This is a genomic window from Arthrobacter sp. NPDC058130, assembly GCF_042884475.1.
Taxonomy (GTDB): domain Bacteria; phylum Actinomycetota; class Actinomycetes; order Actinomycetales; family Micrococcaceae; genus Arthrobacter.
Window position 1 is genome coordinate 40575 of record NZ_JBHVTV010000002.1, and the last position, 25261, is coordinate 65835.

General features: G+C 65.1%; 21 protein-coding genes and 5 pseudogenes. 13 read left to right on the top strand and 13 right to left on the bottom strand.

The window, feature by feature from the left end:
• Positions 1-88 precede the first annotated feature (88 nt).
• The 3 genes from ACFVTM_RS04270 to ACFVTM_RS04280 are packed head-to-tail and all read left to right on the top strand — an operon-like array spanning position 89 to position 3324.
• The gene (locus ACFVTM_RS04270; RefSeq protein WP_390202155.1) at positions 89-1531 is read left to right on the top strand and encodes an APC family permease; all 1443 of its coding nucleotides are present in this window, start codon (positions 89-91) and stop codon (positions 1529-1531) included.
• Entirely contained in the window at positions 1528-1974 is a 447-nt protein-coding gene (locus tag ACFVTM_RS04275) for a hypothetical protein (protein ID WP_390202156.1), read from the top strand. Before ACFVTM_RS04270 ends, ACFVTM_RS04275 begins: the two co-directional genes overlap by 4 nt.
• Before the next feature lie 3 nt (positions 1975-1977).
• Positions 1978-3324, top strand: a complete 1347-nt coding sequence (locus ACFVTM_RS04280; RefSeq protein ID WP_390202157.1) for a dipeptidase — start codon at positions 1978-1980, stop codon at positions 3322-3324.
• 1007 nt (positions 3325-4331) lie between these two features.
• Here ACFVTM_RS04280 and ACFVTM_RS04285 read toward each other — a convergent pair.
• The 3 genes from ACFVTM_RS04285 to ACFVTM_RS04295 form a co-directional block, all read right to left on the bottom strand.
• A complete protein-coding gene (locus tag ACFVTM_RS04285) occupies positions 4332-5738 on the bottom strand; it encodes an FAD-binding oxidoreductase (protein WP_390202158.1) in 1407 nt (468 codons plus the stop codon).
• Between the two features lie 75 nt (positions 5739-5813).
• On the bottom strand, positions 5814-9080 hold the full coding sequence (locus tag ACFVTM_RS04290; protein ID WP_390202159.1) for an ATP-binding protein: 3267 nt from the start codon (positions 9078-9080) through the stop codon (positions 5814-5816).
• Positions 9081-9227: 147 nt separating this feature from the next.
• Positions 9228-9785 (bottom strand): putative immunity protein, encoded by a 558-nt coding sequence (locus ACFVTM_RS04295; protein WP_390202160.1) that lies wholly within the window; start codon positions 9783-9785, stop codon positions 9228-9230.
• Between the two features lie 63 nt (positions 9786-9848).
• Here ACFVTM_RS04295 and ACFVTM_RS04300 point away from each other — a divergent pair.
• From ACFVTM_RS04300 to ACFVTM_RS04310, 3 genes and pseudogenes are all read left to right on the top strand, one after another.
• Positions 9849-10205: pseudogene (locus ACFVTM_RS04300) on the top strand (sodium:solute symporter); the annotation flags it as partial.
• A gap of 97 nt (positions 10206-10302) precedes the next feature.
• Positions 10303-10680, top strand: a pseudogene (locus ACFVTM_RS04305) (C-terminal binding protein); the annotation flags it as partial.
• An 89-nt stretch (positions 10681-10769) separates the two neighbouring features.
• Positions 10770-11393 carry an NAD(P)-dependent oxidoreductase gene (locus ACFVTM_RS04310; RefSeq protein ID WP_390202796.1) on the top strand — a complete coding sequence of 208 codons (624 nt, stop codon included), beginning with the start codon at positions 10770-10772 and terminating at the stop codon, positions 11391-11393.
• Here the strand turns inward: ACFVTM_RS04310 and ACFVTM_RS04315 are convergent.
• Complete coding sequence (locus ACFVTM_RS04315; RefSeq protein ID WP_390202161.1) at positions 11284-11856, bottom strand: hypothetical protein; 573 nt, start codon at positions 11854-11856, stop codon at positions 11284-11286. The genes ACFVTM_RS04310 and ACFVTM_RS04315 overlap by 110 nt on opposite strands.
• Positions 11857-11999: 143 nt before the next feature.
• Entirely contained in the window at positions 12000-12269 is a 270-nt protein-coding gene (locus ACFVTM_RS04320) for a hypothetical protein (RefSeq protein ID WP_390202162.1), read from the bottom strand.
• A 218-nt stretch (positions 12270-12487) separates the two neighbouring features.
• Between ACFVTM_RS04320 and ACFVTM_RS04325 the strand changes: the two genes are divergently transcribed.
• Entirely contained in the window at positions 12488-13456 is a 969-nt protein-coding gene (locus ACFVTM_RS04325) for a hypothetical protein (RefSeq protein WP_390202163.1), read from the top strand.
• Between the two features lie 167 nt (positions 13457-13623).
• On the opposite strand, the pseudogene ACFVTM_RS04330 reads toward ACFVTM_RS04325, so the two are convergent.
• Positions 13624-13871: pseudogene (locus tag ACFVTM_RS04330) on the bottom strand (LexA family protein); the annotation flags it as partial.
• Positions 13872-14093: 222 nt separating this feature from the next.
• Here ACFVTM_RS04330 and ACFVTM_RS04335 point away from each other — a divergent pair.
• Positions 14094-14207, top strand: a pseudogene (locus ACFVTM_RS04335) (Clp protease N-terminal domain-containing protein); the annotation flags it as partial.
• 76 nt (positions 14208-14283) lie between these two features.
• Positions 14284-15645 carry an MFS transporter gene (locus ACFVTM_RS04340; protein ID WP_390202164.1) on the top strand — a complete coding sequence of 454 codons (1362 nt, stop codon included), beginning with the start codon at positions 14284-14286 and terminating at the stop codon, positions 15643-15645.
• A 211-nt stretch (positions 15646-15856) separates the two neighbouring features.
• Here the strand turns inward: ACFVTM_RS04340 and ACFVTM_RS04345 are convergent, their stop codons facing one another.
• Positions 15857-16513, bottom strand: a complete 657-nt coding sequence (locus tag ACFVTM_RS04345) for a hypothetical protein (protein WP_390202165.1) — start codon at positions 16511-16513, stop codon at positions 15857-15859.
• A 333-nt stretch (positions 16514-16846) separates the two neighbouring features.
• On the opposite strand from ACFVTM_RS04345, the gene ACFVTM_RS04350 reads away from it, so the two are divergent.
• The gene (locus tag ACFVTM_RS04350; protein WP_390202166.1) at positions 16847-17254 is read left to right on the top strand and encodes a hypothetical protein; all 408 of its coding nucleotides are present in this window, start codon (positions 16847-16849) and stop codon (positions 17252-17254) included.
• 276 nt (positions 17255-17530) lie between these two features.
• Here the strand turns inward: ACFVTM_RS04350 and ACFVTM_RS04355 are convergent.
• Positions 17531-17833 (bottom strand): annotated as a pseudogene (locus tag ACFVTM_RS04355) (glycoside hydrolase family 3 C-terminal domain-containing protein); the annotation flags it as partial.
• 182 nt (positions 17834-18015) lie between these two features.
• Here ACFVTM_RS04355 and ACFVTM_RS04360 point away from each other — a divergent pair.
• Positions 18016-18480 carry a VOC family protein gene (locus tag ACFVTM_RS04360; protein ID WP_390202167.1) on the top strand — a complete coding sequence of 155 codons (465 nt, stop codon included), beginning with the start codon at positions 18016-18018 and terminating at the stop codon, positions 18478-18480.
• Positions 18481-18614: 134 nt separating this feature from the next.
• Complete coding sequence (locus ACFVTM_RS04365; protein ID WP_390202797.1) at positions 18615-19241, top strand: formylglycine-generating enzyme family protein; 627 nt, start codon at positions 18615-18617, stop codon at positions 19239-19241.
• Positions 19242-19796: 555 nt separating this feature from the next.
• Here the strand turns inward: ACFVTM_RS04365 and ACFVTM_RS04370 are convergent.
• The 5 genes from ACFVTM_RS04370 to ACFVTM_RS04390 all read right to left on the bottom strand — a co-directional run bounded on the left by ACFVTM_RS04370 (position 19797) and on the right by ACFVTM_RS04390 (position 24584).
• Complete coding sequence (locus tag ACFVTM_RS04370) at positions 19797-20642, bottom strand: oxygenase MpaB family protein (RefSeq protein WP_390202168.1); 846 nt, start codon at positions 20640-20642, stop codon at positions 19797-19799.
• A 400-nt stretch (positions 20643-21042) separates the two neighbouring features.
• Complete coding sequence (locus ACFVTM_RS04375; RefSeq protein WP_390202169.1) at positions 21043-21762, bottom strand: ZIP family metal transporter; 720 nt, start codon at positions 21760-21762, stop codon at positions 21043-21045.
• Between the two features lie 424 nt (positions 21763-22186).
• Positions 22187-22573: a VOC family protein gene (locus ACFVTM_RS04380; protein ID WP_390202170.1), complete on the bottom strand. Its 387-nt coding sequence runs from the start codon at positions 22571-22573 to the stop codon at positions 22187-22189.
• Between the two features lie 206 nt (positions 22574-22779).
• Positions 22780-23364, bottom strand: coding sequence for a hypothetical protein (locus ACFVTM_RS04385; protein ID WP_390202171.1), 585 nt, complete (start codon positions 23362-23364; stop codon positions 22780-22782).
• A 968-nt stretch (positions 23365-24332) separates the two neighbouring features.
• On the bottom strand, positions 24333-24584 hold the full coding sequence (locus tag ACFVTM_RS04390) for a hypothetical protein (protein ID WP_390202172.1): 252 nt from the start codon (positions 24582-24584) through the stop codon (positions 24333-24335).
• Between the two features lie 456 nt (positions 24585-25040).
• On the opposite strand from ACFVTM_RS04390, the gene ACFVTM_RS04395 reads away from it, so the two are divergent.
• A partial coding sequence (locus ACFVTM_RS04395) for a hypothetical protein (protein ID WP_390202173.1) occupies positions 25041-25261 on the top strand: 221 nt, incomplete at its 3' end.

Sequence of the window (25261 nt, forward strand, 5' to 3'; positions counted from 1 at the left end):
TGTGCAAACCGTCTACTACTCGCCCCAAGCGGTTTAGTTCCGCTTGGCCCGTGGCGCAGACCATGGGGCGCCCAAGGACGTGGCTTACGTGAGCGAGCAGGCAGTGACCCGGCCGAAGGCTCCTCCGGTCGTGTGGATCTCCTGGGTGGCCCTGGCACTGATGACCACCAGTTCGGTGGCCAGTCTCCGTGCGGCCCCGACCATGGCCGTCTACGGCCTCGCTTCAGTCTTCCTCTACGTGGTTCCCGCGATTGTCTTCCTTCTGCCCACCTCCCTCGTGTCCGCCGAGCTGGCGTCCGGCTGGAAGGGTGGCATTTACAACTGGGTATCGTCCGGAATCTCCAAACCGATGGGCTTCCTGGCGGTGTGGTGCCAGTTCGCGATGACGATTTTCTACTATCCGACCCTGCTGGGATTCGTCGCGAGCACGCTCGCCTACGTCTTCAACCCGGCGCTGGCCAGCAGCGGCGTGTGGACGGCCTTGGTGATTGTGGTGTTCTATTGGGCCGGCGTGTATGTCTCATCCCGCGGCACGAAGGGTGTGGCAGGCCTGGCCGGCGGTGGCCTGATCATCGGCACCCTGATCCCGGGCGCCCTGCTCGTCATCCTGGGTGTGGTCTTCCTGGGCCAGGGCAATCCGTCCGCCGCTCCGATGACCGCGGCAAACTTCTTCCCCGAGTGGGCCGGGCTGGCCAGCCTGGTGCTGATCGTGAACAACTTCCTGTCGTACAGCGGCATGGAGATGAACGCGGTGCACGTGTCCTCGCTAAAGGACCCGCCTAAGGAATATCCGAAGTCGATGTTCCTGGCCATGGGACTCGTACTGCTGATCTTCATCCTGCCGGCGCTGGCGATCAGCTGGATCGTCCCGGCCGATCAGCTCTCCCTCACAGCGGGTGTCATGCAGGCCTTCGACGCGGTGCTGGCGTCCTTCAACATGCAGGGCCTCACGCCGATCCTCGGTATCATGCTGGTCGCTGCCTCACTCGGCGGCATGCTGACGTGGCTGGCCGGTCCGTCCAAGGGCCTGCTGCTGATCTCGCGTGAGGAAGGCTACCTCCCGCCGTTCCTGCAAAAGCTGAACAAGAACGGCGTCCAGCAGAACCTCCTGGTCGTCCAGGGGCTCGTCACCACCGTGATCGCGCTCGGCTACGCGCTGATTCCGGATGTCTCGAGCACGTACTGGATCTTCTCGGTGATCACCACGCAGGTCTACCTCATCATGTACCTGCTGATGTTCATCGCCGCGGTCCGGCTGCGCCGCAACGACCCCGACCACCCGCGTGGCTACCGGGCACCGATGCTGATCGGGCTGTGCGGAGTCGGATTCGCAGCCTCCCTGGCCGCCCTTCTCGTCGGGTTCGTCCCGCCGTCGCAATTCGGCAGCGGCGATCCGCTCGTCTATTTCCTGATCGTCGCCGGCGGCGCGCTGGGCCTCGGCCTGCTCGTTCCGTTCCTCTTCTACAAGTTGCGCAAGCCGTCCTGGAAGCTGCCTGAACAAGAGGCGCAGACGGAGGTGCCAGAGTCATGAGCACGCACATGGAGTCCTCAACCAAGCGGGGCCGCTCGGTCATTTACATCGTCTCCATGGTCTTGCTCGTGTTGTTCGCCGTGACTGCCCTGGTGATGTTCCGGCATGCGAGGGAGACGCAGCAGTCCCTGGCGAAGGCCGACCAGCTGATCGCGGAGATCAATGCGTCCGGAGGGACGGCCCCCTCCCGCGAACAGATAGCCCGGGTGCTTGGCGACGACGGCGGCGCGGTCTGCGCGAACCCGAACGACGCGCTGAGCCGGGCCACCTTCCACAGCCAGCTGACGAACGGTGCGACCGGGCCCGGAAGCAGGCCGGTGATCGCGAACGACCGCGTCGCCAAGGGCGAGCTCGCGATTATCAAGATCTACTGCCCGGACAAACTGGCAGATTTCCAGCAGTTCATCGAGGGCCTCAATACCTACAACTCGGGCGGTGGATGAGCCGTGGACCTCCGCTCCCGCATTGCCGATCTGATGCGTCCGGCTCAGGGCGAGCTCGCCGGGTTCGTGGCCATCCACTCGGTGGCGGACCCGCGGCAGTTTCCCCCCGAGGAGTGCGCAAGGGCGGCGCAGTGGGTCCTGGACAAATTCGCCGAGCTCGGATTTGCGAATGCCCACCTCGAGAGGACGCCGGACGGCTCGGACGCTGTGGTTGGCTCGAGGCCGGGCCCCGATCCGGATGCTCCCACCGTGCTCCTCTACGCGCACTATGACGTGCAGCCACCCCTCGATGATGCCGCATGGCGCACCCCGCCCTTCGAACTCACTGAAGTAGACGGCCGCTGGTACGGACGCGGCGCCGCCGACTGCAAGGGCAACATTCTGGCCCAGTTGCTGGCACTGAGGGCGCTCGGCAACGACGTGCCGGTGAACTTGAAGCTGGTGGTCGAAGGCTCGGAGGAACAGGGCACCGGCGGGCTGGAGGCGTTTGTGGCGAGCCATCCAAGGCTGCTAGGTGCCGACACCATCCTGGTCTGCGACACCGGCAACGCCGCCGTGGGACACCCCGCGGCGACCGTGACCCTGCGCGGGATGGTCAATGTTGTGGTGAGAGTGGAGTCCTTGACGTCTGAACTCCACTCGGGCATGTTCGGCGGTGCAGCCCCGGACGCCCTGGCCGCGCTGATCTCCATGTTGTCATCCCTCCGGGACCAGCAAGGCAACACCACTGTCACCGGCCTGGACAACACCCAGGCCTGGACGGGCGCACCCTATCCACCTGAACAGTTCCGCGGCGACGCCGGCGTGCTCGATGGCGTCTCGCTGTTGGGAGACGGCAGTGTCTCGGACATGCTTTGGGCCCGCCCCGCTCTCACAGTGCTCGGAATTGACTGCCCGCCGGTGACGGGCTCGACGGCGGCGATCGTGCCGCGGGCTTCCGCGCGACTGAACCTGCGCGTCCCGCCAGGCATGGCCGCCGCCGACGCCAACACGGCCTTGGTCGGCCATCTCAAGGCCGCCGCACCCTGGGGAGTCCATGTCGCGGTGGACCTGGAGGCCATCGGGTCCCCCTTCCAGGCAGCAGTGGGCGGCCCGGCCTTCGACGCTATGAGCGCCGCAATGTCCGAGGCTTACGGAAGGCCGATGACAACCTTAGGGCAAGGGGGATCGATCCCACTCTGTAACGTGTTCGCCGACACGTATCCGGACGCGGAAATCATTCTGTTGGGCGTCGAGGAACCGCTCGCGCTCATCCATGCACCGAACGAGAGCGTCGACCCGGGCGAGATCAGTGCCCTGGCCGAGTCGTTGGCCCTGTTCTTCCAGCGGTACTCCACGCTGCGCAGTTAGTCGCGTCCGGCCACCCACGCCGCGGCCTCCGTGAATGACGGGTGCTCCCGGACGAAAGCCGGTGTTCGCCAGGACGGCAGGCTTCGGATGTTGCGTTGAGGAGCGGACGGGAGAGGGGAGGCGCCTTGTCTGTCACCGCTCAGACGCGCGGCGCATGCCGGAGATCCTGCACGGAAGGTGCAGACGAGGTTGAAAATCAAAGCTGTTCATAACGTGGATCAAACCCTAGGCTAGGCTTCACACTTATTACCCTGTGGAGGCCGTTATGCGTGGGTCCGAAAAAACTGACCGGGCGGCTCAAGCCCGGAATCTCCAAGAGAACCTTATCGCCAGTCTGGCAAAGGGCAGGGAATGGGCTACACCCGGTGTCGAATCAGCCCTCCGCCGTGCGCTGGGACAAGTTGATGCCGGCATCGACGTAGCGTCGCCCCGGCTCCAAGCCACGTTGAGGGCCATTGCCGACGAACTGGCCGGGGGAGTGGAAGCGGTGACCCCGCGGGTCCACGAGCGCATTGCGCGGATCATTCCCGAGGTAGGAACGCCGGTAGCCGGCAATGCCCAAAGACGATGGACAGGGAAACCGTGGCTAATCGTGGGCGCCGCCCTTGCGGCCGTGCTCACCGGGATAACCGTATGGCGTGTGCTACACACGGCCGCGTCGGCGCCGGATCGTGCGGAAGCGACCGCGCCGGAGGTCCGGCCAGTCCAGGGCGAACCCTCCACAACCACCCCGCCGGGCTCGCCTTCGGCCCGGTCCTGATAGAAATCGGAAGCCCGACTGCCGGAAGCCTGAGGCTCATCGGAACTCCCGAATCAGGTCCTCCCGACCAGCCGCTCGACTCACCAGCCGCTTCAGTGACTGTTCAAGAGTGTACGGTGTCCACACCGGAGTGAGTTTCCTGCCATTGCTGCTTTGTGGCTCGCTCCTTGCCTGCTTGACACGAGACAGGCAGGGAGATCTCCGGAAACCCGGGATCTCCCTGCCTCAACTCACACAGGCAGTGCTGTCACACCGTGGGGGCGATGTTCTGGTTCAACCGGAATAGATTGGTGGGGTCGTATTCGTTCTTCAGTTCCACGAGCCGCCGGTATGTATCCGCCGGGTACGACGCCCGGACGAGCGCCGTATTCGCTTCACCTGTGAAATTCACGTAGGCCGCCGCCTCCGGACCGAGCGCGGACGTCACGCCCCGGGCCCATTCGACGACATCCGCGAAGCCTTCCGCCGTCGGCGTGCGCGCAATAACATTGACGATGAATTCTTGGTCGCGGAGTGCGAACGCCGTTGCTTCGGCCGGAACCCGGCCGACCGCGCCGCCAAGGTGGTGCAGGTGAATCTCCGTCATGGTGTTGGGCAATGCCGCAAACGAATCCAGCAGCACGCGGACGGACGCGTCGTCGTCGGCCCGCAGAAATGCCGAGCGGAAATAGTTGTGCACGCCCCGCGGGTACAGCGGATCGAGCGCCTGCTGCCACCCCGCGTACGGGTTGGCCGCGAACACATCGGCGATGACCGTGCCCAATGACCGGAAGGGGGCGGTGGCGGCCTCGCCGGCATCGAGATCGCCGGCCCAGCACCCTCCCACAGCGATGACCGGCTTCCCGTGAACTGATTCTGGCAGGAACGGGACCGGCGGCGCCGTGGTCATGTTGACCAGCGTGGTCAGCTCATCGGGGGCCGCCGCGCAGGCCGCCCGATAGCCGCGCAACACCTGCTCCGCCTCTTCTGCGGGGTAGAAAACCAGGCCGGAAAGGACGATGGGCCCCACTTCGTGCAATTGATACTCGAAGGACGTCACCACACCGAAATTGCCGCCGCCGCCGCGCAGTCCCCAAAACAAATCGGGGTGCTCGTCGGCACTGGCGTGAACAAACTGCCCGTCAGCGGTGACGACGTCGGCCCCGACCAGGTTGTCGCTTGCCAGCCCGTGCTTGCGCACGAGCCAGCCGATGCCGCCGCCGGTGGTGAAGCCGGCGATGCCTGTCGAGGACACCAGGCCACCGGTCACCGCTAGCCCGAATTGCTGGGTCTCTGCATCCAGGTCCTTCCAGGTACACCCTGCCTGTGCCGCCACACGGCGGCGGGCAGGGTCCACCTGGACCCCCTTCATCAGCGAAAGGTCCAGCACGATACCGTCGTCGACGGTGGAAAACCCGGGGATCGAATGGCCACCGCCGCGAACCGACAACGGCAACCCCTCGCTGCGCGCGAAATCGACCGTGCGGATCACATCCGCCACCCCCGCACAGCGTGCGATGAGCGTCGGACGGCGGTCGTGGGCCCCGTTCCAGATGCTGCGTTCGTGGTCGTAGTCAGCGTCCCCTGGCCGGACGACCGTGCCGCGCAAGCCCGCGGCGAACTCGGCGATAGTGGCCTCGCCAGTGCGGGTCGGCCCAGTCTGCGTCGTTGTCACGATGCGTTCCTCCTGATTGCTGTTTGTTTGTCAGATCCATTTGTCAGATCCAGGAGTAACGCTAGTGAACCGTCCTCAACGAGCACTCAACGCCGTCTCAACATCATCATCGGAGTCCCGCCTGCGCAGTGCGGCCAGGCGCCGCCCGGCGACGACGCATCTTGTTCGGTCGAAAATCGCCCCAACCCTGTCAATTTCGCGGGCCGCCCGATGCGGGTCGCCGAGCTCGTTGGATAGTTCTGCCACCATCAACCGTTGCCAGCCAGTGTGCCGCCGCCATGGGGCAACCCTTTCCGCTGCCTGCCTGTACATTTCCCGCGCTGCCCGGACCTCCCCGGAGATCAGTTCGGCGGCACCGAGAATGGTCAGCGTGGCGCCCATCCCCACCTGATCTCCCGCGGACTCGAACCCTGAAAGGCAACGCCGAGCGTCTGTCAGGCCGCGGTCGACATCACCACCCATGGCGCGGAGCAGAGCGATATTAATCTCGGTCAGCAGCTCGCCGCGCCGGTCGCCCAGGCCGAGCCGAAGCTCACGCGCCAAGGACAGGGCCTCATCGGCCGCGCTGTGGTTGCCACAGTCGCGGAGAATGCAGCCAAGTTGGTGAAGTGTTTGCGCCCTAGCCAGGTCATCCCCTAACTCGGCGAAATGTTCGGCTGCATCCGTGATGACGGATATCGCAGACTGCGTGTCCATCGAAAGCCTGGCCGCGTAGCCGATCGCGGACAGCACGTAGCCTTTGGCTTGGATGACGCCAACCCGCCGGCCCAACAGCAGGGTCTCCTCGACGCAGGGGACCAACCGTCCGGCGATCGGGACCAGTTGCAGGCTGGGCGTGATCACCGGCAGGAAGGGTGGAGTGCGGGTCTCAGACTGTGCGAGTTCGCTCAGGCAGGTGTTTAGGTGACGGGCGGCGAGCGGCCCGTCCTCCCGGGACAATGCGCACTGGCCGAGCAGCCAACTGCTGGCAGCGCAGTGTTCGGGTCTGCCACCCTCGGCCGCTTCGGTGTGCACGTCGGCTGCCAGCTGTTCGGCCTCGTCCAAGTCGAAAGTGCTCCAGGCGAGCGAGGTCTCAATGATCCGGGCCATCGCCACTTCGTCGGGGTTGCCGATCTCCCGCATGATTGCCAGGGCCTCCGCGCCGAGCGCCCGATGCCGATCGCTGCGGCCCTGCCGGCTGTCCAGCCCGGTCAGGCCGATCAGAGCGGCCGCGCGAGAACGGGTCGAGTCGGGAGCCACCGCCAAGGCACGCTCGACCCAACGTGCTCCCTCGACCGCGTGACCGCGGACGAACCAGAACCGCCACAGGCTGGCGGCGAGCCGGAGGGCGGTCTGGGGCTCGTGGGCGCACGACCAGCGCAGCGCAGCGCGCAGGTTGTCGTGCTCGCGGTCGAGCAACTTGGGCTGTTCGATGACCACCCCGGTGGCCCGTTCGGGATTGTGGGTTTCGGCGACGGCAAGGAAGTGGGCGCAATGCGCAGCCGCGAGTTGAGCCGCCTCACCTGCATGATCGAGATTCTCGTGGCCAAACTGGCGGACTGTCTCCAATTGCCGGTATCGGGTCCCGGCGCCCCTCCTTTCGGTGACCACCAAAGACTTGTCCACCAGCTTGGCCAACAGGTCCAGCAGTTCGATCTGCTGGAGCGGCGCGTCAGCGCAGACTGCTACCACGGCGTCGAGGGTGAAACCACCCGCGAACACAGACAGCCGGCGCAGCAGAACCTGCTCCGGTTTGGTGAGCAGTTCGTGGCTCCATTCCAAGGTGCCACGCAGCGTCTGGTGCCGCGTGACGCCGCTGGTTCCGCCGCCGAGCATGGACAAAGCATCGCCCAATCTCTGGACGATCTCGGCGGGTTCGAGTACGGCGGTTCTGGCCGCGGCCAATTCCAGGGCCAGCGGCATCCCGTCGAGCCGTCGGCACAACTCTGTCACCCCCTGCGCATTGTCTGCGTCGAGCGCGAAACCTGGCCGGACCTGCGCTGCCCGCTCAACGAAAAGCCGGACGGAGGGCAGACGGCCCAGCACGGTCAGGTCGAGAGCGTCGGTCCGCAGGGGCGGGGGCAGGGGCAATGACGGCACCCGGTAGGTGTACTCCCCGTCGGCATGGAGTGGCTCCCGGCTGGTGGCCAGCACTTTAACCCCAGGGGATCCGTCAAGTAGCGCGACGACGAGTTGTGCACAGGCCGCGAGCAGGTGTTCGCAGTTGTCCAGCACGAGGAGCAGCGAGCGTCGCCGCAGTTGGTCGACCAGCGCTTGCACGCGGCTGGGTGCCGCGCCGGAATCCAACCCGAGGACCTCGGCTACGGCATCGGCCACCAGCAGCGACTCCCCGACGGCCGCGAGGTCGACGAACCAGACTCCGTCCACGTACTCAGGACGAACTGTCTTCGCGGCCTCCAATGCCAGTCTGGTCTTGCCGCTGCCGCCAGCCCCGGTGAGGGTGAGCAGGCGAGCATGGCCCATCAGCCGCTCGACGTCAACGAGCTCACGCTCGCGCCCGATGAAGCTTGTCAACGGGGATGGCAGATAACCGATGGCATCGTCTTTGCCGGTCACGCCGGCGGGCTGGTGGAGGCGCTCCTCGGGCGGCGAACCGGTCAACAACTCGCGAAACAGCCCCATCGTCCGGGTGTCCGGGTCGGTCCCGAACGCGTCGAGGAGGTCGTCGACCAGCCGCTCATATCGTGCCAATGCTTCAGACCGCCGGCCCATTCCAGCCAGCACCTCCATCTGCGCGCGCACGGCTCCCTCGTGGACGGGATCGGATTCGAGCGCATGGGTGAGGATGACCAACGCTTCCTCCGGTGCGCGCTGCGCCACCATGGACGCCAGTTTCACCAGTACTTCGCGATGGATTTCCCGGAGCTCATCGCGGCGTGTCGTTAGCCAATCCGCATCCGGCAGCTCCGGCAGAAGATCACCACTGTACAAGTCGGCCGCATCGCGCAGGCTTGCCTCGACACCTGCAGCCAACGCTGCCACGGCCGAACGCTCGAACTGCAGGGCATCGACGTCGACCGGGCCGGTGTCATCCAGCACGAGCACTTCACCGCGGATGGCGAGCAGCCCGTCGCTGCCGGCTCCAGCGCCAGCGAGCGTACGGCGAGCGACATACAGGGTCTGATGCAGATTCCGTGCGGCGGCGACCGGCTCCATGTCAGGCCACAGGCGGTCCAGTACCTGCTCGCGACGGCCACGCTGACCATGCGCCAACGCCAGCATCGCCACCACGGCCTTTGCCTTCTGCAGCCGCCAGCGGCTGTTCTCGACGGCGTTCCCGTTGACGTACACGATGAACGAGCCGAGAAGCTGGATGCGCAACCCGCTTTGGGTAGGCTTCATGGTTCTTCAGTATCCGCTCGCCAACCGGCGTTGTCGAACAACGAAATTTCCCACACGCTCGCTGCCTTGGCGCACTCTGTGAGCGGCCCATCACTAGCAAGCAAACCAGCAGAACCACAGCAGCTGATCGCCCCCATCCGGCTCGATTCAGCTGGAGGATGCAGTCTGGTCGGGGCGGGCCAGGTCGGTCTGGATCGCGCGGATGATCGAGGCGAGGATTCCGGACGCGAGAAGTCCTGGCCCCAGCGGACCGGCGGAATTCGCACCCAGCGGTGGCAGGTGCCGGAGCGCGGACCGGGCTTGGGCGCTCATGTGCTCAAGTTGCCAGCGGACCTCCTCGTCGACCGCCCGGGGCCGATCGGGCGCCGCGAGCCCGGCCGAATTCGCGGCATACGCGGCTGCCCCCAAGGCGTGCGCTCCCATGTGGGCGACGGCTGCGGCCTGCGCGGCGGACCGGGCGGCCGCCACGGCAGCAGGGCCGTAGACCTCACGTGCGGCACGGCCGGCCACAAACCGCCGGCGGATCTCTTCGGCGGCACTGAGCTCACCGCGAGCGAAGGCCCGGGCCCGGGCGATGGCGTCGCGGGGGCCACCATCTGCTGGCGCCTCGGCCTCAAATAAGGCCACCACCCGCTCAGCGCAGTCCGCGGCCCAAGCCGCGACGACACGGCGCTCGGCCTCGCTTAGCGTCTGCGGAGAAGCCATACCAGTACCGTACACACGGCTCGCAGACCGATCACCTATCGGGCGGCAGCACTCTCGGACACATCCCTGACCATTGCCTACGACATCCTCGTCGGCGGCCTGCTTGTGGCCATACTGGGCGGCCTCCTCTGGAAACGCGGAACAGGACTGGGCGCGGCAGCATCCATGGCCGTGGGCACCGTCGTCACGCTGGGCACCATGATCTGCCTCGAAGCGAACGCCGCCGTACCGCTGGACGGCATTTACGCCAACGAACCGATCTACTGCGGACTCATCGCCGCCGCCGAGGCCTACATCGCCGTCTCACTCGCCACCCCGCGCACCGACCCAACCGTGATGCGCACCTGGGAACGCCGGCTCGCCGGAAGCGACGAATACCCGGCCTCCGTACCCACCCGCACCCCTGCCACGCACCTCTAGCAGAAGCCTTGACCCGGTGACCTCCCGCTGGCCACGACAGCATGGCGGGGCGTCACCCCAACCAGCAACCCATCAACGTCACTACCCAAGGAGCCCCATGCGCCCGATTGCCGTGTATACGGACGCAGACGACCTGGACCCCCAACCCGGTATCCGTTCCCTCCAAGAAGCAGGCTTCGAAGTCCGGTTCCTGGACATCGTCGATCCTGTGAGCATCAGGGAACAGGCGGCCGACGCCGATGTGCTGCTCGTCGGCTATGCTCCGGTGGATGCCGCGACCATAGCCGCGCTGCCACGCCTGCAGCTCATCTCCCTGCTCTCCGCCGGCTCGGACCATGTTGACGTTGGGGCAGCCACCCGGGCAGGGATCTGGGTCAGCAATCTCCCATCTGTGGCAACCGAGGAAGTCGCCACCCACGCCCTGACTTTGGCACTGGCGACCGTACGGAACATCAACTTCTTCCAGCACGCGGCCACAACGGACTACTGGGTGGAACATCGCCGATCCGGCTTAGCCAGGCCCGTCTGGGGGTTCTTGGCCTGGGCAGGATCGGGCGCCACTTCATCGAATTGGCCCGGCCCGTCTTCGGCAGCATTGCCGGCTACGATACTTTCATCCCGGATGGGGACCCCGGCCTTGCCGAACTCGGCGTGGAACGGTGTTCCCTGGAAGAAATGGTGCTCAGCAGCGACCTCATCTCCCTGCACTTACCTCTGACACCAGACACCACGCAGTTGTTCGATGCCACGATGCTGGCCAGCATGAAAGCCGGGTCATTCATCATTAACGTCAGCCGCGGCGGCCTGATCGACAGCCAAGCCCTCAAAGAGGCGCTCGATGCCGGCCACATCGCCAGCGCAGGCCTTGACGTCCTGGACCATGAACCACCGGCCCCGGACCACCCCCTGCTGGAACACCCCGGGGTTATGCTGACCCCTCACATCGCGTTCCTGTCCGCACAAACGAACGGGCGGACGAAAGAGGGATGCCGCGGCCTGCCGGCGGACGGCGGCGCGGATCGCCGCCGGCGAGCTCAAGGACTACGGGGAGCCTGGCGACGTGCGGGAGTGATGTGCTTCAGCTTGGCCCGGTCACACGTACACCGCCCACCGCCCCCGTCCAGGGCGTATCGCCCGGGCCGGGCAGCAAAAGATGTGCGAAAACGTACCCCTGCTGAAGTGCGATGACCTGTGAGGTGGCCCCGGCGCAATCCAGCGAGAGCTCCGCCGGCCGGAAGGGTGCGCCGGGATGTTCCTGTCCGACGGCAACCTTCGCGCCGGAAGCGCCAACACAGGCGGCGGTGACGGTGTACTGCCCGGCCGCAGACACCTTCTCGGTACTGCCAAAGCCCCGGAGAGGGCCGTCCAGTGGCCCCACATCGGAAAGGAGGAATTGCTCCGGCAATGCCCCGAGGAGCCGGTCCAGCTCAGCGTAGTTCTTGGCTTCCCGGGCCAGGACCTGCGGATTGCTGTATGGCTTCGGGGCACCTGTTGCCGGCACCGGGTCAGCTGTTGGTGTGTAGACGGGTCCGGAGCCAGCTGTCGGGGTGCGCGCGGATTCGGAGTATTCGTAGGCGCACCCCGCAGTGCCGATTAGAGGGATCAGCAGGCATAGGGCAAACGTAAGCAGGTGCCTGTCCTTCGTTCCCACATTTTCACCGGTGTCCACTCCTGGCTGGACGGGCCCAGCCGGTAAGCCGTCGTCCATTCCCGGACGGTGGGGGAGCTGTTCCTGGACGGAGATGCACGCCGGCCGCCGGCCGTCCGACGTCGGCAGGGAAGACCGCAGCCACATCAGGCTGCGCTGACACCCGAAAGCGTGGCGTCGAAACGGATCTGCCAGTCAGCCAAGTCGCGGGCCGCCTCATAGCGGCGAGCGGGCGTCCAGCGGACACAGATCCCGGGGCTGAGGGCTGGTGCGGACGGGCGTCCTTTTTTCGGCCACTCGGTTCCTAAGAAGTCGATGGCTGAGGATAAGAGTCTGAAAATGCCGCGGCCGATGATGAAGATAAGCCAGAGCACGGCTGCCATCACGACGAGGGCGAAAACGACAAGGTAAACCATGCCCAATTTTAAAGCCAAGAGAGGCCAAATGAGAATCGGCCGTTGGCCCACCGGGACGAGACGAAATCGGTCGGCCATGCCTCTCAAGGCATCTGCGGTTCCCGTCCCGAGGACCACTGACTGTGCGGGAAGGGTCTAGTCTCGGATGTATGGGCAGCGATCCCGTGCCGGGGAGGAGGTTCCCGGACGCTCCGTCGTACGATGTGCACCGCCGCGTCGTGGAGACGTGCGCTCGCGACCTCCCGAGTGGCAACAGCCTGCTGGACGCCCTCGCCAAGCGGACGAGCCACGGCGGGCGCAAGGCCGAGTTCGAGTTCACGGCCACTCCCTACAACTTCTGTGAGGTCCTCTGCGTGGCGTCCCCGGAGACTACTGTGGCCCTGCTCGACGCGGGGATCACGACGGCGGACGAGGCCGTCGCTTTCCTCGAAGAGCAAGGGCTCGATGATCTCGTTGAGGACAACCACGACGCCGCGGAGGCCGCGCTACGCTGTGCGGCGATGCCTTCGGAGGTGCTCGACCGCTTCCAGCACTCCCCGCTGTCCTTCTATGAGGACCCGGAGGGCTTCGGGGAGAAGCTGGGGGAAGACCTGCTCGGCAAGCTCCGGAGGAACAAGACGGTCTGGGCCGCCGTGCAGGAGCGCAGGATCGATCTGCGAGACATCCTCCAGATCGGCATCTCACGGTTCCTCGACGCCGAGGACGACGAGGGTACCCTGAGTGGGCTGCTGGCCAGCCTGAAGTCCGGTGCAGGCCAGCCAGTCCGGGCCGAGGACATCAGCGGCTGGATCGAGTATTTCGGGATCGGCCCGGCGACGCCGAGCGAGGTCAAGACAGGCGTCTACCGGCTCGCTGTACGGCACGGCGGCGACTTCGCCGCGCAGGTCCCACGGGATGCCCGCACCATGAGGCTTGCCAACGGCCTCTCGCGTGCCGCCGACGGCGAGAGGCGCGGTCTCGACGTCGAGCGTCGCCTGATCCTGTTTGGGGCGCAGGTTTTGGCCGGGGTCTCGCGCGCGGCGGGGCTGTCAGCCTTGCCGGACGAGCACGACCTGATGAGGCTCGTCGACGCGGGGATCACCGCCGCGCAGGCAGCCGAGGGGTACCTGAGGGGGATGAGCGCAGCCCAGATGGTCGCGGTGCACCGGGACGGCACAGTCCCGGGCGTCTCAGACGACTGGATCTGAAGCCATCCCCGCATGTGAAGGGGCCCGAGCGCCGTGCCCGGTGGGAGACTGGGGGCTCAGCGCCCGGGGACAGGCAGTTACCGATGTGCAGACGCGGGCGTAACCGGGAGGCGCTGACACGTCGCAAGGAGGCAATAAAGCGTCCAGTAAAGCCCCAAAGTTCGCATCTAAAAGCGCGCACTAAAGTCTGTGGGGGACCGTGCGGCGACGCCCCAAATGACGAGGTCGGCCAGGGCGGGGATGCGGATGTCCGGGCAGGGGTTTCCAGGCCTGTAGCACCACGCCTGCGGCGGTGATCCGCAGCCGCTTGATGGTCAGCTCGCCGTCAAAGACGGCGACGACGGATCCGTCCTTGGGTTCCAGCGCCGCTGACGATCAGTTCGTCGCCGTCGCTGATTCCCGCGTTTTCCATGCTTGGCGGACTGGGCAATTTTTGGTTCATTATTCTGGGACCGCCGCTGGATCCGCCCTCGAGGCAGTCGGCATTCTACGGGCACAACGGACAAGCCTCTGATCATCACCACTCACCCGGGGACGTGAGATGACTCCGGCTCTCAAATATCCGCCTCCGGCGAACGCCCTACGCGGGCTTGCGGCGACGTAGCATCAAGGTAGGGGCAGCCGCGAGTGTGGCGAAATGTTTGAGCGATCTACGGACCATGCCCGTCGCGTAGTTGTGCTCGCCCAAGAAGAGGCACGCATGCTGAACCACAATTTCATTGGTACCGAACACATACTCCTCGGCCTTATCCAGATTCCGCTCCGCCACGCCAGGCACCGATTCCCGAGCCGCGGACCGGCTACAGGAACACCTCCGGGAGCATCCCATGTCCAAACAATCAATGCACCCTTCCAACACGACCGCATCCGGTTCAACGGTAGTGGTCAAGCCACGCGGAAAGGCCCGCTGGAGCATAGCCCTGTTGATGGGCTTCGGCATTCTCATCAACTACGTAGACCGGCTGTCCATATCGGTCACGCAGGCTCCGCTCTCGCATGAATTCGGCCTGACATCCACCGAGTTTGGTGTGCTGTCCTCCGCCTTCCTTTGGTCGTATGCGATCATGCAGATCCCTTCCGGCATGCTGCTGGACCGCTTCGGGGTCAAGAAAATCTGGGGGGCCAGCGCCATCTTGTGGTTCATCGCCTCGGTGCTGACGGCCGTTGCCTCCGGCGCCTGGATCATCATTGTGGCGCGCGTGTTGCTCGGTGTCGCGGAGGCGCCGGCCTTCCCCGGGGCCATGAAAGCCACGGGCTTGTGGTTCCCGCGCACCGAACGCGGACTGTGCACGGCCATCTTCGACAGCGGCACCCGACTGGCGAACGTCCTCGGGCTGCCGTTGATCGCCTTCACGGTGGCCACGTGGGGCTGGCGCGAGGCTTTCTGGGTGCAGGCAGTCCTGTCCCTGGTCTTCTTGGCGGCCTTCGTGTGGAAGTACAGCGGACCTCAGTCGCGGCTCCGCAAGGGCCGGATGACACAGGAGGAGTACGACTACATCGTTGACGGGGGCGCCACCTCCGAATCCGTCCGTCCCGAGAGCGATTTGGGCACGGTGGGCTACCTGTTGCGTCAACGCAAAGTCTGGGGCCTCTCACTCGGCCTGGCCGGTGCCGGGTATGTACTCTGGATGCTGCTGACCTGGCTGCCGGGCTACATGCAAACCAGCATGAACCAAAGCATCCTGCAAAGCGGTCTCTACGCCGCCATACCCGCCCTGGCCATGTTTGTTTCCGAGCTGGCCATCGGCGGCTGGTGGGTGGACCACGTGATCGGCAGCGGCGCCAACGCCGACAAAGTCCGCAAAGGCGTCATCATCGTCGGCATGCTCGTGGCATTGCTGACGGTAGGTGCGGCATTCAGCCACACCCCGACTACGGCCATCATCTGGATCGCTGCCGGCAGTGCAGGGATCGCGCTGGTCTACGTCACCAGCAACTCGCTCCCGGCCCTGATTGCCCCGGCGGGAAGCGCCGGGTCGCTGGCCGCAATCGTCAACTGCGTGAACCTGCTCGCCGGCGTGGCCGCACCGATCGTGACCGGGCTGGTCGTGGACCTCACCGGCAGTTTCACCTACGCCTTCATCATCGGCGGCATCGCCCTGGTCGGCGGGCTGGCCTCCTACGTGTTCCTCATGGGCAAGCTCGAGCCGATCCCGGCCAAGGGCATCGTGCAGGACGCCACCGTCTGATCAGCCCCGCGGGCAGCGGGCCCAGGACCGCGTAGGCGATGACAAGCCACGACTGCAGGATGAGGCCGATCGCGCCGGGCAATCACCGCGGCCGCCACCCGCCTCCGGCCAGTTGCCCTTAGACACGAGCGCGGTCCTCCTGCACCGCGGAGCAGGAGGACCGCCTAGAGAGTACGGATGTTGAACTGCATCTGGGCCTGGACGGCCAGATTTAGTCGTCGCGCCCGTGGCTGCCATGGCCACCATGGCCACCGCTGTCGTCGCCGGCTTCGGGGGCCGTGCGGGTTCCGCCTTTGTCGTCGCCGGCTTCGGGGGCCGTGCGGGTTCCGCCTTTGTCGTCGCCGGCTTCGGGGGCCGTGCGGGTTCCGCCCTTGTCGTCGCCGGCTTCGGGGGCCGTGCGGGTTCCGCCCTTGTCGTCGCCGGTCTCCGCAGAGCTCCGAGTGGTTCCCCTGTCCTTGCCCGGTCCGGCCGAGATGGCGGCGCCGTTGCCAACGGCGGTCTGAGCGGGTGCTGTTGTGGCTCGGCCGTTGTGGTCGCCGACCTCGGGGGCGTTCCGCTGACCTCCCCGGTCGTCGCCAGTTGCGGCGGGGAGTACCGCGTTATTGGTCGCGACGGCTGGGTTGTCGTCCGCGTTAGTAACGTCTCCCGTCGTGGCAGAGGCCTTGGTGCCCGGCTTCGGCGTGAGGTTGGCCGGCGTGACGGCCGGGACAGGGCTTTTAGCGGAGGAGTCGTCGATGACGATGACGTTCCGCGTGTCGTCGTTGCTTGTGGGGGAGTTCGGGGTTTGGGTGGTGTTGGCGGCGAATGCGGCGGTTCCGCTCAGGAGGACGCCGGTGACTGATAGTGCGATGGCTGTTTTTGTTTTCATGGCTTAACCGTAGGAATCCGCCGTCAAGGATAGGTGCAGGGAAAATCCAAGACTTGTCGAAAGTTGAACCGGCGTTTACCGCGGCAACCGCGTTCGGACTGGGCAGGCGGCGGGTGTCCTACGTCGGCAGCAGCTACGACGCCTTGTGCGTCCGCGAAAGGCTGCAGGGACACCGGGCTGAAAATATGTATTAAATGAGACCGTTTCCGTTAAAATCCGGCGGGCTCGTTCAAAGGATTTGATTAATAGCTGATCTGCGGGATCGTCCAGCCGCGGTGCAGCGTGGCTTGCGCAGACTGAGGGCTGTCCGGGTGCTAGCGATATACTCGCTGGATGCGGATCCGCCCGATAGATCTCGTCGATGTGCTGGTCTATCTCGTGGTGCTGGGGGTGTTCATCCAGCTGTTTCCCGACGTCATATCCGAAACGTTCCTGTTGGCGCTCTTGACGGCGATCCTGTTGAAGGTCGTCCTTGAAGTCGTGCTGTGGGCGAAGAAGAAAATCGTTGCGGGGATCCGGTCGGCTGATACTCGGCGGGTTCGAATCGTCGGCGCGGTCACCCTGTTGCTGGTGCTGCCGGGGAGCAAGTTCATGGTGCTCGGACTGGTTGACCTGGCATTCGGCGACGCCGTCCGTCTCGGCGGTTTCTTTCAAGTGACTGCACTGATCATCGTTCTCATGCTCGCGCGGGCCGGCATGCGATGGCTATTCAGACGGACCGACAAGAGCGCATCAGCTTAGTCGACGCCATCGCGACATGCGCGCCCTTGCCCCATGAACTGGGTGTTGCTCAAAAAAGACCCTTTGTGCGGGTCGTTCTCTTGCTGCTCTTAGGGACGATGTCTGACTGGCCGTGCCATTGCACTGGGAGGCTGCGTGTGCGCCGAATACTTCAGTAGGGCAGTGACGCTGATGGTGACAGGGGTGATGTCGACGCGAGTGGTGAAGCTGAAGTCAACCTCGTCGGCCAGTGGAATCACTGTGCTGGCTGACGCACCCATGACGTCTCCCACACTAGGTTGTCGGAAGGCGTCCGCCCGGTTCCTCGACGCCAAGCAGGATATCCGCGATCGCGGCGCCGAATTCCTGACCTCCAAACCAACCCTGCAAGATGGCCCCGACCTTGTCGCGCCAGGGCAGGAGGACGGGCGGGCCTGAGTTGATCACCACAATGGTGCGCGGGTTGGCGGCCGCCACGGCCTCGACCAGTTCGTTTTGGTAGCCGGGCAGGTCAAGGTTCTGGCGGTCGAAGCCTTCGGATTCGATCGCGGAGTTTGTGCCGACCACGACGACGGCGACGTCGGCTTGGCCGGCGGCCTCCCCAACGATCTATCCTGCAGGGATTGGCATGCCGGAATCTTCCAGCTCTTGGGTGACTGTGTGGATGACTGGACGGAGGAATTGCCGTCGTTACGTTGTCCACGGTGGCCCCCTCTGGCCGTGTTTCAGCGCTACAGTGCACTTATGATCAGGGCGGGAACGCGACGATTTAGGTGAGTGACATGGATCGTTCGGTGTCTTTTTACACCGAGGTCCTTGGCCTTTGGCTGGATCTACGGGCCGGGAACCATTGGGCTAGCATCGACGCGGGCGACGGGTTGATCTTGGGTCTTCACCCAGCTGGCCCGCGCAGCCCAGTGCCAGGCACCAGCGGAGCGGTCACGGTCGGCCTCGGTGTTGATGAGCCGATCGAACAGGTGATCTTGACGCTGGAGGAGCGCGGCGTGGTCTTCCGGGAGCCGGTGACCGAAGGAGGAGGCCTGAAGCTGGCCTTCTTCACTGACCGGACGGCAACGAACTCTATCTGGCTGAGCCCGGACGTAGCTAAAGTCGCCCGCTGGCTGCACTCCTTCGTTGGGTGGGCTGCGGGCTTTGTGGGGTCCTCCCACGGCGAAGGTGCTCGTGGGTCTTGGCAGGGAGTCACATTACGAGCCGCAGCTTTCCCGGGTGAAAAGATCGGACAGTGATCGACTTCGGACTTGTGCAATTGGCAGGGGGTACCGTCGCGCTACACGACGCCCGACGTCAGCGCAGGTGGAGTGTGGATCTCGCGCCATTTGATATCGGGTGCGTCCCCGTGACTGAAGAACTCCACGCGCGCGTGTCAGGGCTGGCGCCGTCCATATCCCGCCGGCCTGCGACAGACATGACCTGGTGGGATGCGATTCGTTTTTGTAACGAGGCTTCTGCACTCGCGGGTCTGCCTGCCGCGTACACTCTGGAAAATGGCGAGGTGGTTTGGCATCCGGAGCGTCCGGGCTACCGTCTACCGACCGAAGCTGAATGGGAGCATGCGTGCCGGGCGGGTACGTCTGGGCCGTGCTACGGCGATCTTGGCAAAGTCGCATGGACCGCAGCCGATTGCGTGGGGAGTCCGCAAATCGTGGGCCTGAAACGACCTAATACGTTCGGCTTGTTCGACACGCTCGGCAACACCTGGGAGTGGTGCTGGGACTTCCTCGATCCCGCTCGGTATGGAGAGTACCGCGTGTTCCGGGGTGGAGGCTTTGCAGATGAGGCGTGGAGCGTACGAGCATCGGTCCGTCGCGGCGGTGCCCCCGATATGCATCACGAGGATGTGGGGTTCCGGATCGCTCGGGGAGCCGTAGCTGGCGGCGATATGGTGCAGGGGTGGTCCGCGCGCACCGATCGTGAGCGCGCCCAAATGCCGGGCCCACGCCCCGCCGGTTGGACCCCGCGAAGGATTAAGGCGCCCGAGGCGCTTTGACGAATGGGCATGCGCGCGCGGGTCCTTCGTGAGACTAGAACTGCTCGATATTGATGAGTGCCCCAACTCGGCCAAAGCAAACGAGCGTCTTGAAGCTGCTCTGGCCGCCTTGGGCCGCCCGGATGTTGAAGTTCAAATGCGACTTCTGGAGTCTGCGTCAGATATTGGGGGCACCGGATTCGCCGGTTCTCCGACGATCACTGTCAACGGAGCCGATATCTTCCCGAACGGGCATCCTCGAGCGATTTGGCCTGCAGTATCTACATGACTCCCCTTGGCTATGCGGGCCTGCCCACCATTGAGCAGCTAACGAAAGCCCTCAGGGACAGTGGACTCTGAAGGCGCCACCTGCTCGTGCCGCGGCAGAGTGTTGCAGCGCCGCGACCGTGAGGCAGAAGCTCACCGTCTCCGCTGGATCGTGGTCGGGCCATGCCTTGGGGCTGACCGAGACCCCGCCGACCGGGATGCCCTTGGGCCGGCGAGCTGCAAAGTCAGAGGTCATACCCTTGTACGTGGTGTGCGGCCGGGGGCCGGGTATGACAGGGCGGCTTTGTGTCAGCGCGTGGAGCGCGGGCCCAGGTCCTCCAGCTTGTAGCCGTCCGGGTATACGGAACTGCCGGATGTCCCCGGGGTGAAGGAAGGCCTAGAGGACACCGGGAGTGCCCGAGTGATGATGGCGCGTACTTTCAGGAGCGCGTGGAACACACGGCGCAGCCAGGCCGGTGCGGGTTTCAGGCCGAGTGCCGGGACGATTTCCGGTTTGTCCATGAGCAGGGCAATGACCGCTGTGGTCTTACTCTTCAGCGGTCCCGGCAGGCGGACCGCCAGGGCCGCTGCAGTAGCGTTGAGCAGTTCGGCGCCTTCCGGGCTGGCCGCCAAATTTCGGGACTCGTAGTCATCCATGAAAGCCGCCGCTTCGGCGTACGTCGCGGGCACGGGATCCAGTCCCATCCGGACGCCCAGTTCCGTGTAGAACTCCAGGGCGGCGTCCCGCTCCCCGTCAGTCAGCTGTCGCCAGCCGTGGGCGTCGATCCAGCGCAGTGGGATAACCAGCAAGGTCATCAGGGGGTACAGAAAGTCTTCCCCGCTTCCGGGTACGCCCTGATGGACCCGGCGGAGCAGATCCAGCATCTTTTGGCCGCGCTCGGAGTCGAAGCCGTTCACTATGAGTTCGTGAATGACGATGCCGGTGTCGTAGGAGCGCTTCATCGGCCGCGCGGCAGTCTCACCGCGGGAGGCCAGGGTCCTGGCGATGGAGGGGATAGCAAAGTTCCGGTAGTAGGCGATGAAGAAACCGGCCCGTATTTCGGTCGCAAAGGTGTACAGGACCATGTCCCGATAGACCTGTGCGCTGTCAGCGTCCGGCGCGGCGCCGTCTCGGCGGGAGCGATGGGTGAGCATGGAAAGTCGTTCTGCTGAGATCCTCAAGGTGTCCGTTCCAAGTCAAGTTTGTGTTCCACGGCGAGCAGGCGGTCCGGAGCCAGGTCCGGGAAGAAGACCCGTGCGTCTTCACCGTACCGCGCCGCGCGATCCGGCGAGCCGCTACGCCTCCTGATTGGCCCGGCGATGGGGGGTGGAGTCCGACCCTCCGGGATGGTGCTAATGGTCGACGGCCACAGCGGAGACGGGATGGGTCCAGGTCTGCGTGCAGGCAACAGGCGGCGGATCAAACCAGCCGACATCGGTGACGATTGTCGTAATCTCCTCGCTCATTTCCCTGCGGCGCTCCTGTGTCCCTGGTTTCCTCCAGGAATTTACGGCGGGATGGAATCTGTCGTCGCCGACCGCAAGGATCACGGCCTCAGTGCCCGCCGAGGATCTCCACAAGCGCGAAGGAGAGGCCGAATCCGACGGCGATCGCGATGCCGGTGGCGGCGCCGGCGTCCCGGAGCCCCTCCGGCACCATGCGGGTTGTTACGTTCGTCAGGATGCCGCCGGCGGCGAAGGCCAGCGCGAAGGCCAGCACCTCGGGCGGGGCTACCCGCAGCAGCACCGTGAAGAGGGCCACCGACACGGCGCACAAGAACGTCATGGCCAGCCAGGCGGACATGACGTGGCGGGTGGTCATGCCTGACTTGCGCAGCGGTCCGGTGTCGGCCATGGCCTCGGGCACGCCGCAGAGGAAGACAGCGGCAAGCACCGCTGCACTGATGCCGTAGCCGCTGAGTAACGCCCCGGTGATAACAACTGCTTCGGCGACCACGGACAGCCCGATCACAAGGAATCTGGGCTCGTGTATGGGAGGTTCGGACAGCCGCCGGCCGCGCACGGCACCCGTCACCACCCACGCCGTCGCCACGGCCCCGCCGATCAGTCCGACCCCGACGTAACCGCTTCCGCCGGCCAGCCGTCCGGCCTCGGCGACGAGCTTGTAGGCGACGGCCGAGAGCAGGGCGCCGGCACCGATCCCGGTCAGGATGCCGAGCAGGACGCTGTTGCCAACGCGCCACCGCAGGGCGAGCAGTCCACCCAGGAAGTACGAGGACCCGGCAAGCAGACCCCAGCCAAATGCCTGCAGCATCGGCGCCCCTTTCGGCTTAGGCGCTAAAGCACCACGCCTAGGCATCATCCCGAACGGCCGCGGGGATGGCAAGGGCCGCGCGAGGCGCCGCGGCCGGAAGCTGTGCTCCGGCCCCGGGGGAAAGGGGCTGAGCATCAGGGCGACAGCAGCCCCTTGGAGGGAGCCGGCCCCTATTCGGGGACCATCTTCCAGCCCATGATCGAACTTCTCCGGCATCGGTCGAACAGCCCACATCGATGCATCTGGGTCGCCAAAAACCCGTTCCCACGGTGAACCCCATCGCCAACGAAGAGAGTAAACCGCGGCGTACCAAGCAGGCCAAGAAGTAGTCGACTTATCCGACGTCGAAAATTTCCCCGGCCTTCGTCCCGCCCATCCAGGATCCGAGCCTCGCGCCAACCACATCAAGCCCGGCAATTGGGAGTCATGAAGCACCCGATCCATACGGCCGCGTGATCGCCTCGAGGAAATGTCCGTCAGGATCACTGAAGTAGACGCCGCGTCCGCCGTCGTTGTGGTTGATCTGCTGTGGGCGGGACCGGCCCGGGTCTGCCCAGTAGGGGATGCCCTCGGCCTGGATCCTTGCGAAGATTCCGTCGAAGTCCTCCTCGCTGACCAGGAAGGCGTAGTGCTGCGGGGAGATGGGCCGGTCCGCCGTGGCGAAATCGAGGGCTACGCCATGGTCAAGCGGTACGGTCATGAAAGACCACATAGGTTGGGGTTCCGGCAGCCCGAGTACGTTGGCCAGGAACTTCGCCGAACGGCGCTTGTCTGTTGCATAGACGATTGTGTGGTTGAAAGTGACCGTCATGGTGGCCTCCTCGGGGTGCGGTGTTCATAGTGGCGCCAGCCCTGGCCGGGTGGGGGAAGTACAGTGTCGGAGGCTGCAAGGGTTGCCGCCAACTCGCATCACATCTTTTCCCCTCTGCGAGACCCTAGATACTCGACTTAGTCTCCGGGCACCTTAACGACTCCTTAAGTGATTGGCAGGGGCCGGGCCGCGCTCCGGCCAGGCCCCTAAGCCCATGCCCTGGCAACCAGGTCTCCTGCAGGACCGAGGATGAAGTCCACATTGAGGGATGAGCTGGGCCCCTCACCCATTGAAGTCTTCTCGTCGAAGGACCCAAAGGTGGCTGGCAGGAAGTACCCCACGTTGTCCCAGTAATACTGGAAGACATACAGGAGGGGATCTTCGATCGAATCCAGGTCCTCCCCAAGCCGGTACACAACAATGGCCTTATGGCGGACCTCTTGCGAATTCGAGCACCACGGCAGAATCAGCCCTCCCGCATTGGCCATATTTCTAGGCGGAACCTGATCCGTGTCTCTCGGAATGATCCCCGAGGGATCGCCCGGGCCAAAGAGGGGATTTCCCCCAAGGTCCTTGTAGAACAGGTTCATGCCCACGTCGGCTGGTTGTCCCGGCAGGCGGGTTCGGTTGGTGAGCCTTTCCAGGCCTGAATTCCACAGGAGTGGTCCTCTGCGGTCCTGGGCGCCGTACGAAACTTTCTTCCGTGAGGACATGGACGCGCGCGCCGCGTCTTTGGCGGCCATGGCCGCAGTTACCGTCTTCGGGCCTGAGGGCGGTTGCTCGAGATCCATCCTTAATTCTCCTGTCCGAGAGGTTACCGGAGCGCTCCGGTGGATGACCCTTGGCGGCTCCGCCTGGGAAGAGCTCAAGGGATGCATTGTGGTCCGCCGTGCAGCGGTTGTTGCGGCATGAGGGCTGGGCCCGGACGGGTATCGGCCATCAGAGGCATGGCTCTCGTGTGAACTTTGCGTCCGGTGCTTGCCACGCGTCAAGAGACTATGGGTACTGACAGTCCGGATAGTTTCGCGTCTCCAGGCAGCGGCAGGGGCCGCGCCGCACACGTGCCCCATTACCACCTCTTCGATTCTCAACACCCGATTCGCTGACCTTGATCGGCTGTGCGATTTCGAGCGCTGAATTGACGACTGAGGTCTGGACTGACGTCCAGGCGGTCGCGGTTCCGGGGGAATATCTTACCGGCTGTCAGCGTGATCTCAGTTTTCCGATCAGCAGCCCGGTGGCGGGATCAATGATGATGTCCATCCGGTTTTCTCTGTTCGGACTCTCGATCCCGATCGCTGTGCCTACCTCGCCGCAAGATTCCCTTGCCGCTGTATTGTCTCGACCAGAGCGGGTCGGGAACTTTCTGGGTCAGAATCGCCCAATGAGGCAGCTTGGTTCTGTGTCAATTTCAGAAGTTGCCCGCACTGAATGTCAGAAGTCGCGCGCAGAACCTCCCTATTCAGCAAAAAACGGAACAGGAACGCTGCAGGCCGAGGAAGCAGGGACGGGCGTCTCCGTGTCTCATATCTAAGAACAGCCCGTCTGCGTGCGCGTGCTGCCCGCCCTGAGCATACTGGGGCATGACCGAACGTGATGGCTTCCTGGCCTGGGTCAACTCGAACCCCTCCACTGATTAGACACCCAGCTCGAACACTGACCCTACGAATCCACCGGTTGGCAGGGAAGCCGGGCGCACCACCACTCCCAGCGCCACCGGGACGGTGGTGCTGGGAGTGATGGGTAGCGGCAGCTTGGGTCAGCTGCCCGAAGCAGGGCACGAAGGGCGCATCGGATCCGGCCAGTTGCCGACGCTGGACCGGCTGTGCATGGGGTCCGGCCAGTTGCCGACGCTGGACCGGCTGCGCATCGGGTCCGGCCAGTTGCCGACGCTGGACCGGCTGTGCATGGGGTCCGGCCAGTTGCCGACTCGTGCGGGTGCGTGGCCGGAGACGGAGCCGCGGTGGGCTGCAGCGGAAGCGGCATGAAGGAAGGGGACGTGGAAGGACATGGCTACTCTCCTGACTGAATTTTGAATCCGAACGCCTTGGGGCGTCGGTGGCCGTTGTCTGCCCGTAGGAGGGCAGAGAGGGCCTATTCAGTCAGGGGATGATCCAGGGTCGAAGGACGGACTTGTCGCCGGCGCTTGTGCCAGGTCCGGCGCCTGGGCGCTACTGCGCGCGTCCCAGGGATTCCATAATCCGGCGGCGTCTCCGGCCGTTTGGGCGCCACTGCCGCCGGGTCCGGAAGTCGAGGAGCCCGAGGAGCCTTGCGCGGCGGACAGCCAGAGCAGGACTTCTGTGTCCGGTGTGGCCTCCGGGTCAGAGGAAGGTGCGAAATCGTCGGCAACGGCCGACAACGCCCCACGCGCAGGGGCGTTAAGCCGGAGCTGCGCGGGGCCGGGACCCGAGACCGCAGACTTTGGGGCGGGGCCCGCCGAAGCTGGCCGCGGCCTTGCGGCGCGCGCGTGAGTGGCCGGGGCAGCGGCCGGCCGGGCGCTCGGGGTAACGACCTTGCCGCTTGTACCCGGGAGCTGGACCGGAACCGGCAGCACTCCGGGGACGGGGAGCTGGACCGGAACCGGCAGCACTGCGGGGACGGGGAGCTGGACCGGAACCGGCAGCACTGCGGGGACGGGGAGCTGGACCGGAACCGGCAGCACTGCGGGGACGGGGAGCTGGACCGGAA

Excerpts from the sequence above, each read along its gene's own strand:
- ACFVTM_RS04275 (WP_390202156.1), top strand. The coding sequence starts at position 1,528 with ATGAGCACGCACATGGAGTCCTCAACCAAGCGGGGCCGCTCGGTCATT.
- ACFVTM_RS04290 (WP_390202159.1), bottom strand. The coding sequence starts at position 9,080 with ATGAAGCCTACCCAAAGCGGGTTGCGCATCCAGCTTCTCGGCTCGTTC.
- ACFVTM_RS04295 (WP_390202160.1), bottom strand. The coding sequence starts at position 9,785 with ATGGCTTCTCCGCAGACGCTAAGCGAGGCCGAGCGCCGTGTCGTCGCG.
- ACFVTM_RS04320 (WP_390202162.1), bottom strand. The coding sequence starts at position 12,269 with ATGGTTTACCTTGTCGTTTTCGCCCTCGTCGTGATGGCAGCCGTGCTC.
- ACFVTM_RS04340 (WP_390202164.1), top strand. The coding sequence starts at position 14,284 with ATGTCCAAACAATCAATGCACCCTTCCAACACGACCGCATCCGGTTCA.
- ACFVTM_RS04345 (WP_390202165.1), bottom strand. The coding sequence starts at position 16,513 with ATGAAAACAAAAACAGCCATCGCACTATCAGTCACCGGCGTCCTCCTG.
- ACFVTM_RS04350 (WP_390202166.1), top strand. The coding sequence starts at position 16,847 with ATGCGGATCCGCCCGATAGATCTCGTCGATGTGCTGGTCTATCTCGTG.
- ACFVTM_RS04360 (WP_390202167.1), top strand. The coding sequence starts at position 18,016 with ATGGATCGTTCGGTGTCTTTTTACACCGAGGTCCTTGGCCTTTGGCTG.
- ACFVTM_RS04370 (WP_390202168.1), bottom strand. The coding sequence starts at position 20,642 with ATGCTCACCCATCGCTCCCGCCGAGACGGCGCCGCGCCGGACGCTGAC.
- ACFVTM_RS04375 (WP_390202169.1), bottom strand. The coding sequence starts at position 21,762 with ATGCTGCAGGCATTTGGCTGGGGTCTGCTTGCCGGGTCCTCGTACTTC.
- ACFVTM_RS04380 (WP_390202170.1), bottom strand. The coding sequence starts at position 22,573 with ATGACGGTCACTTTCAACCACACAATCGTCTATGCAACAGACAAGCGC.
- ACFVTM_RS04385 (WP_390202171.1), bottom strand. The coding sequence starts at position 23,364 with ATGGATCTCGAGCAACCGCCCTCAGGCCCGAAGACGGTAACTGCGGCC.
- ACFVTM_RS04390 (WP_390202172.1), bottom strand. The coding sequence starts at position 24,584 with ATGTCCTTCCACGTCCCCTTCCTTCATGCCGCTTCCGCTGCAGCCCAC.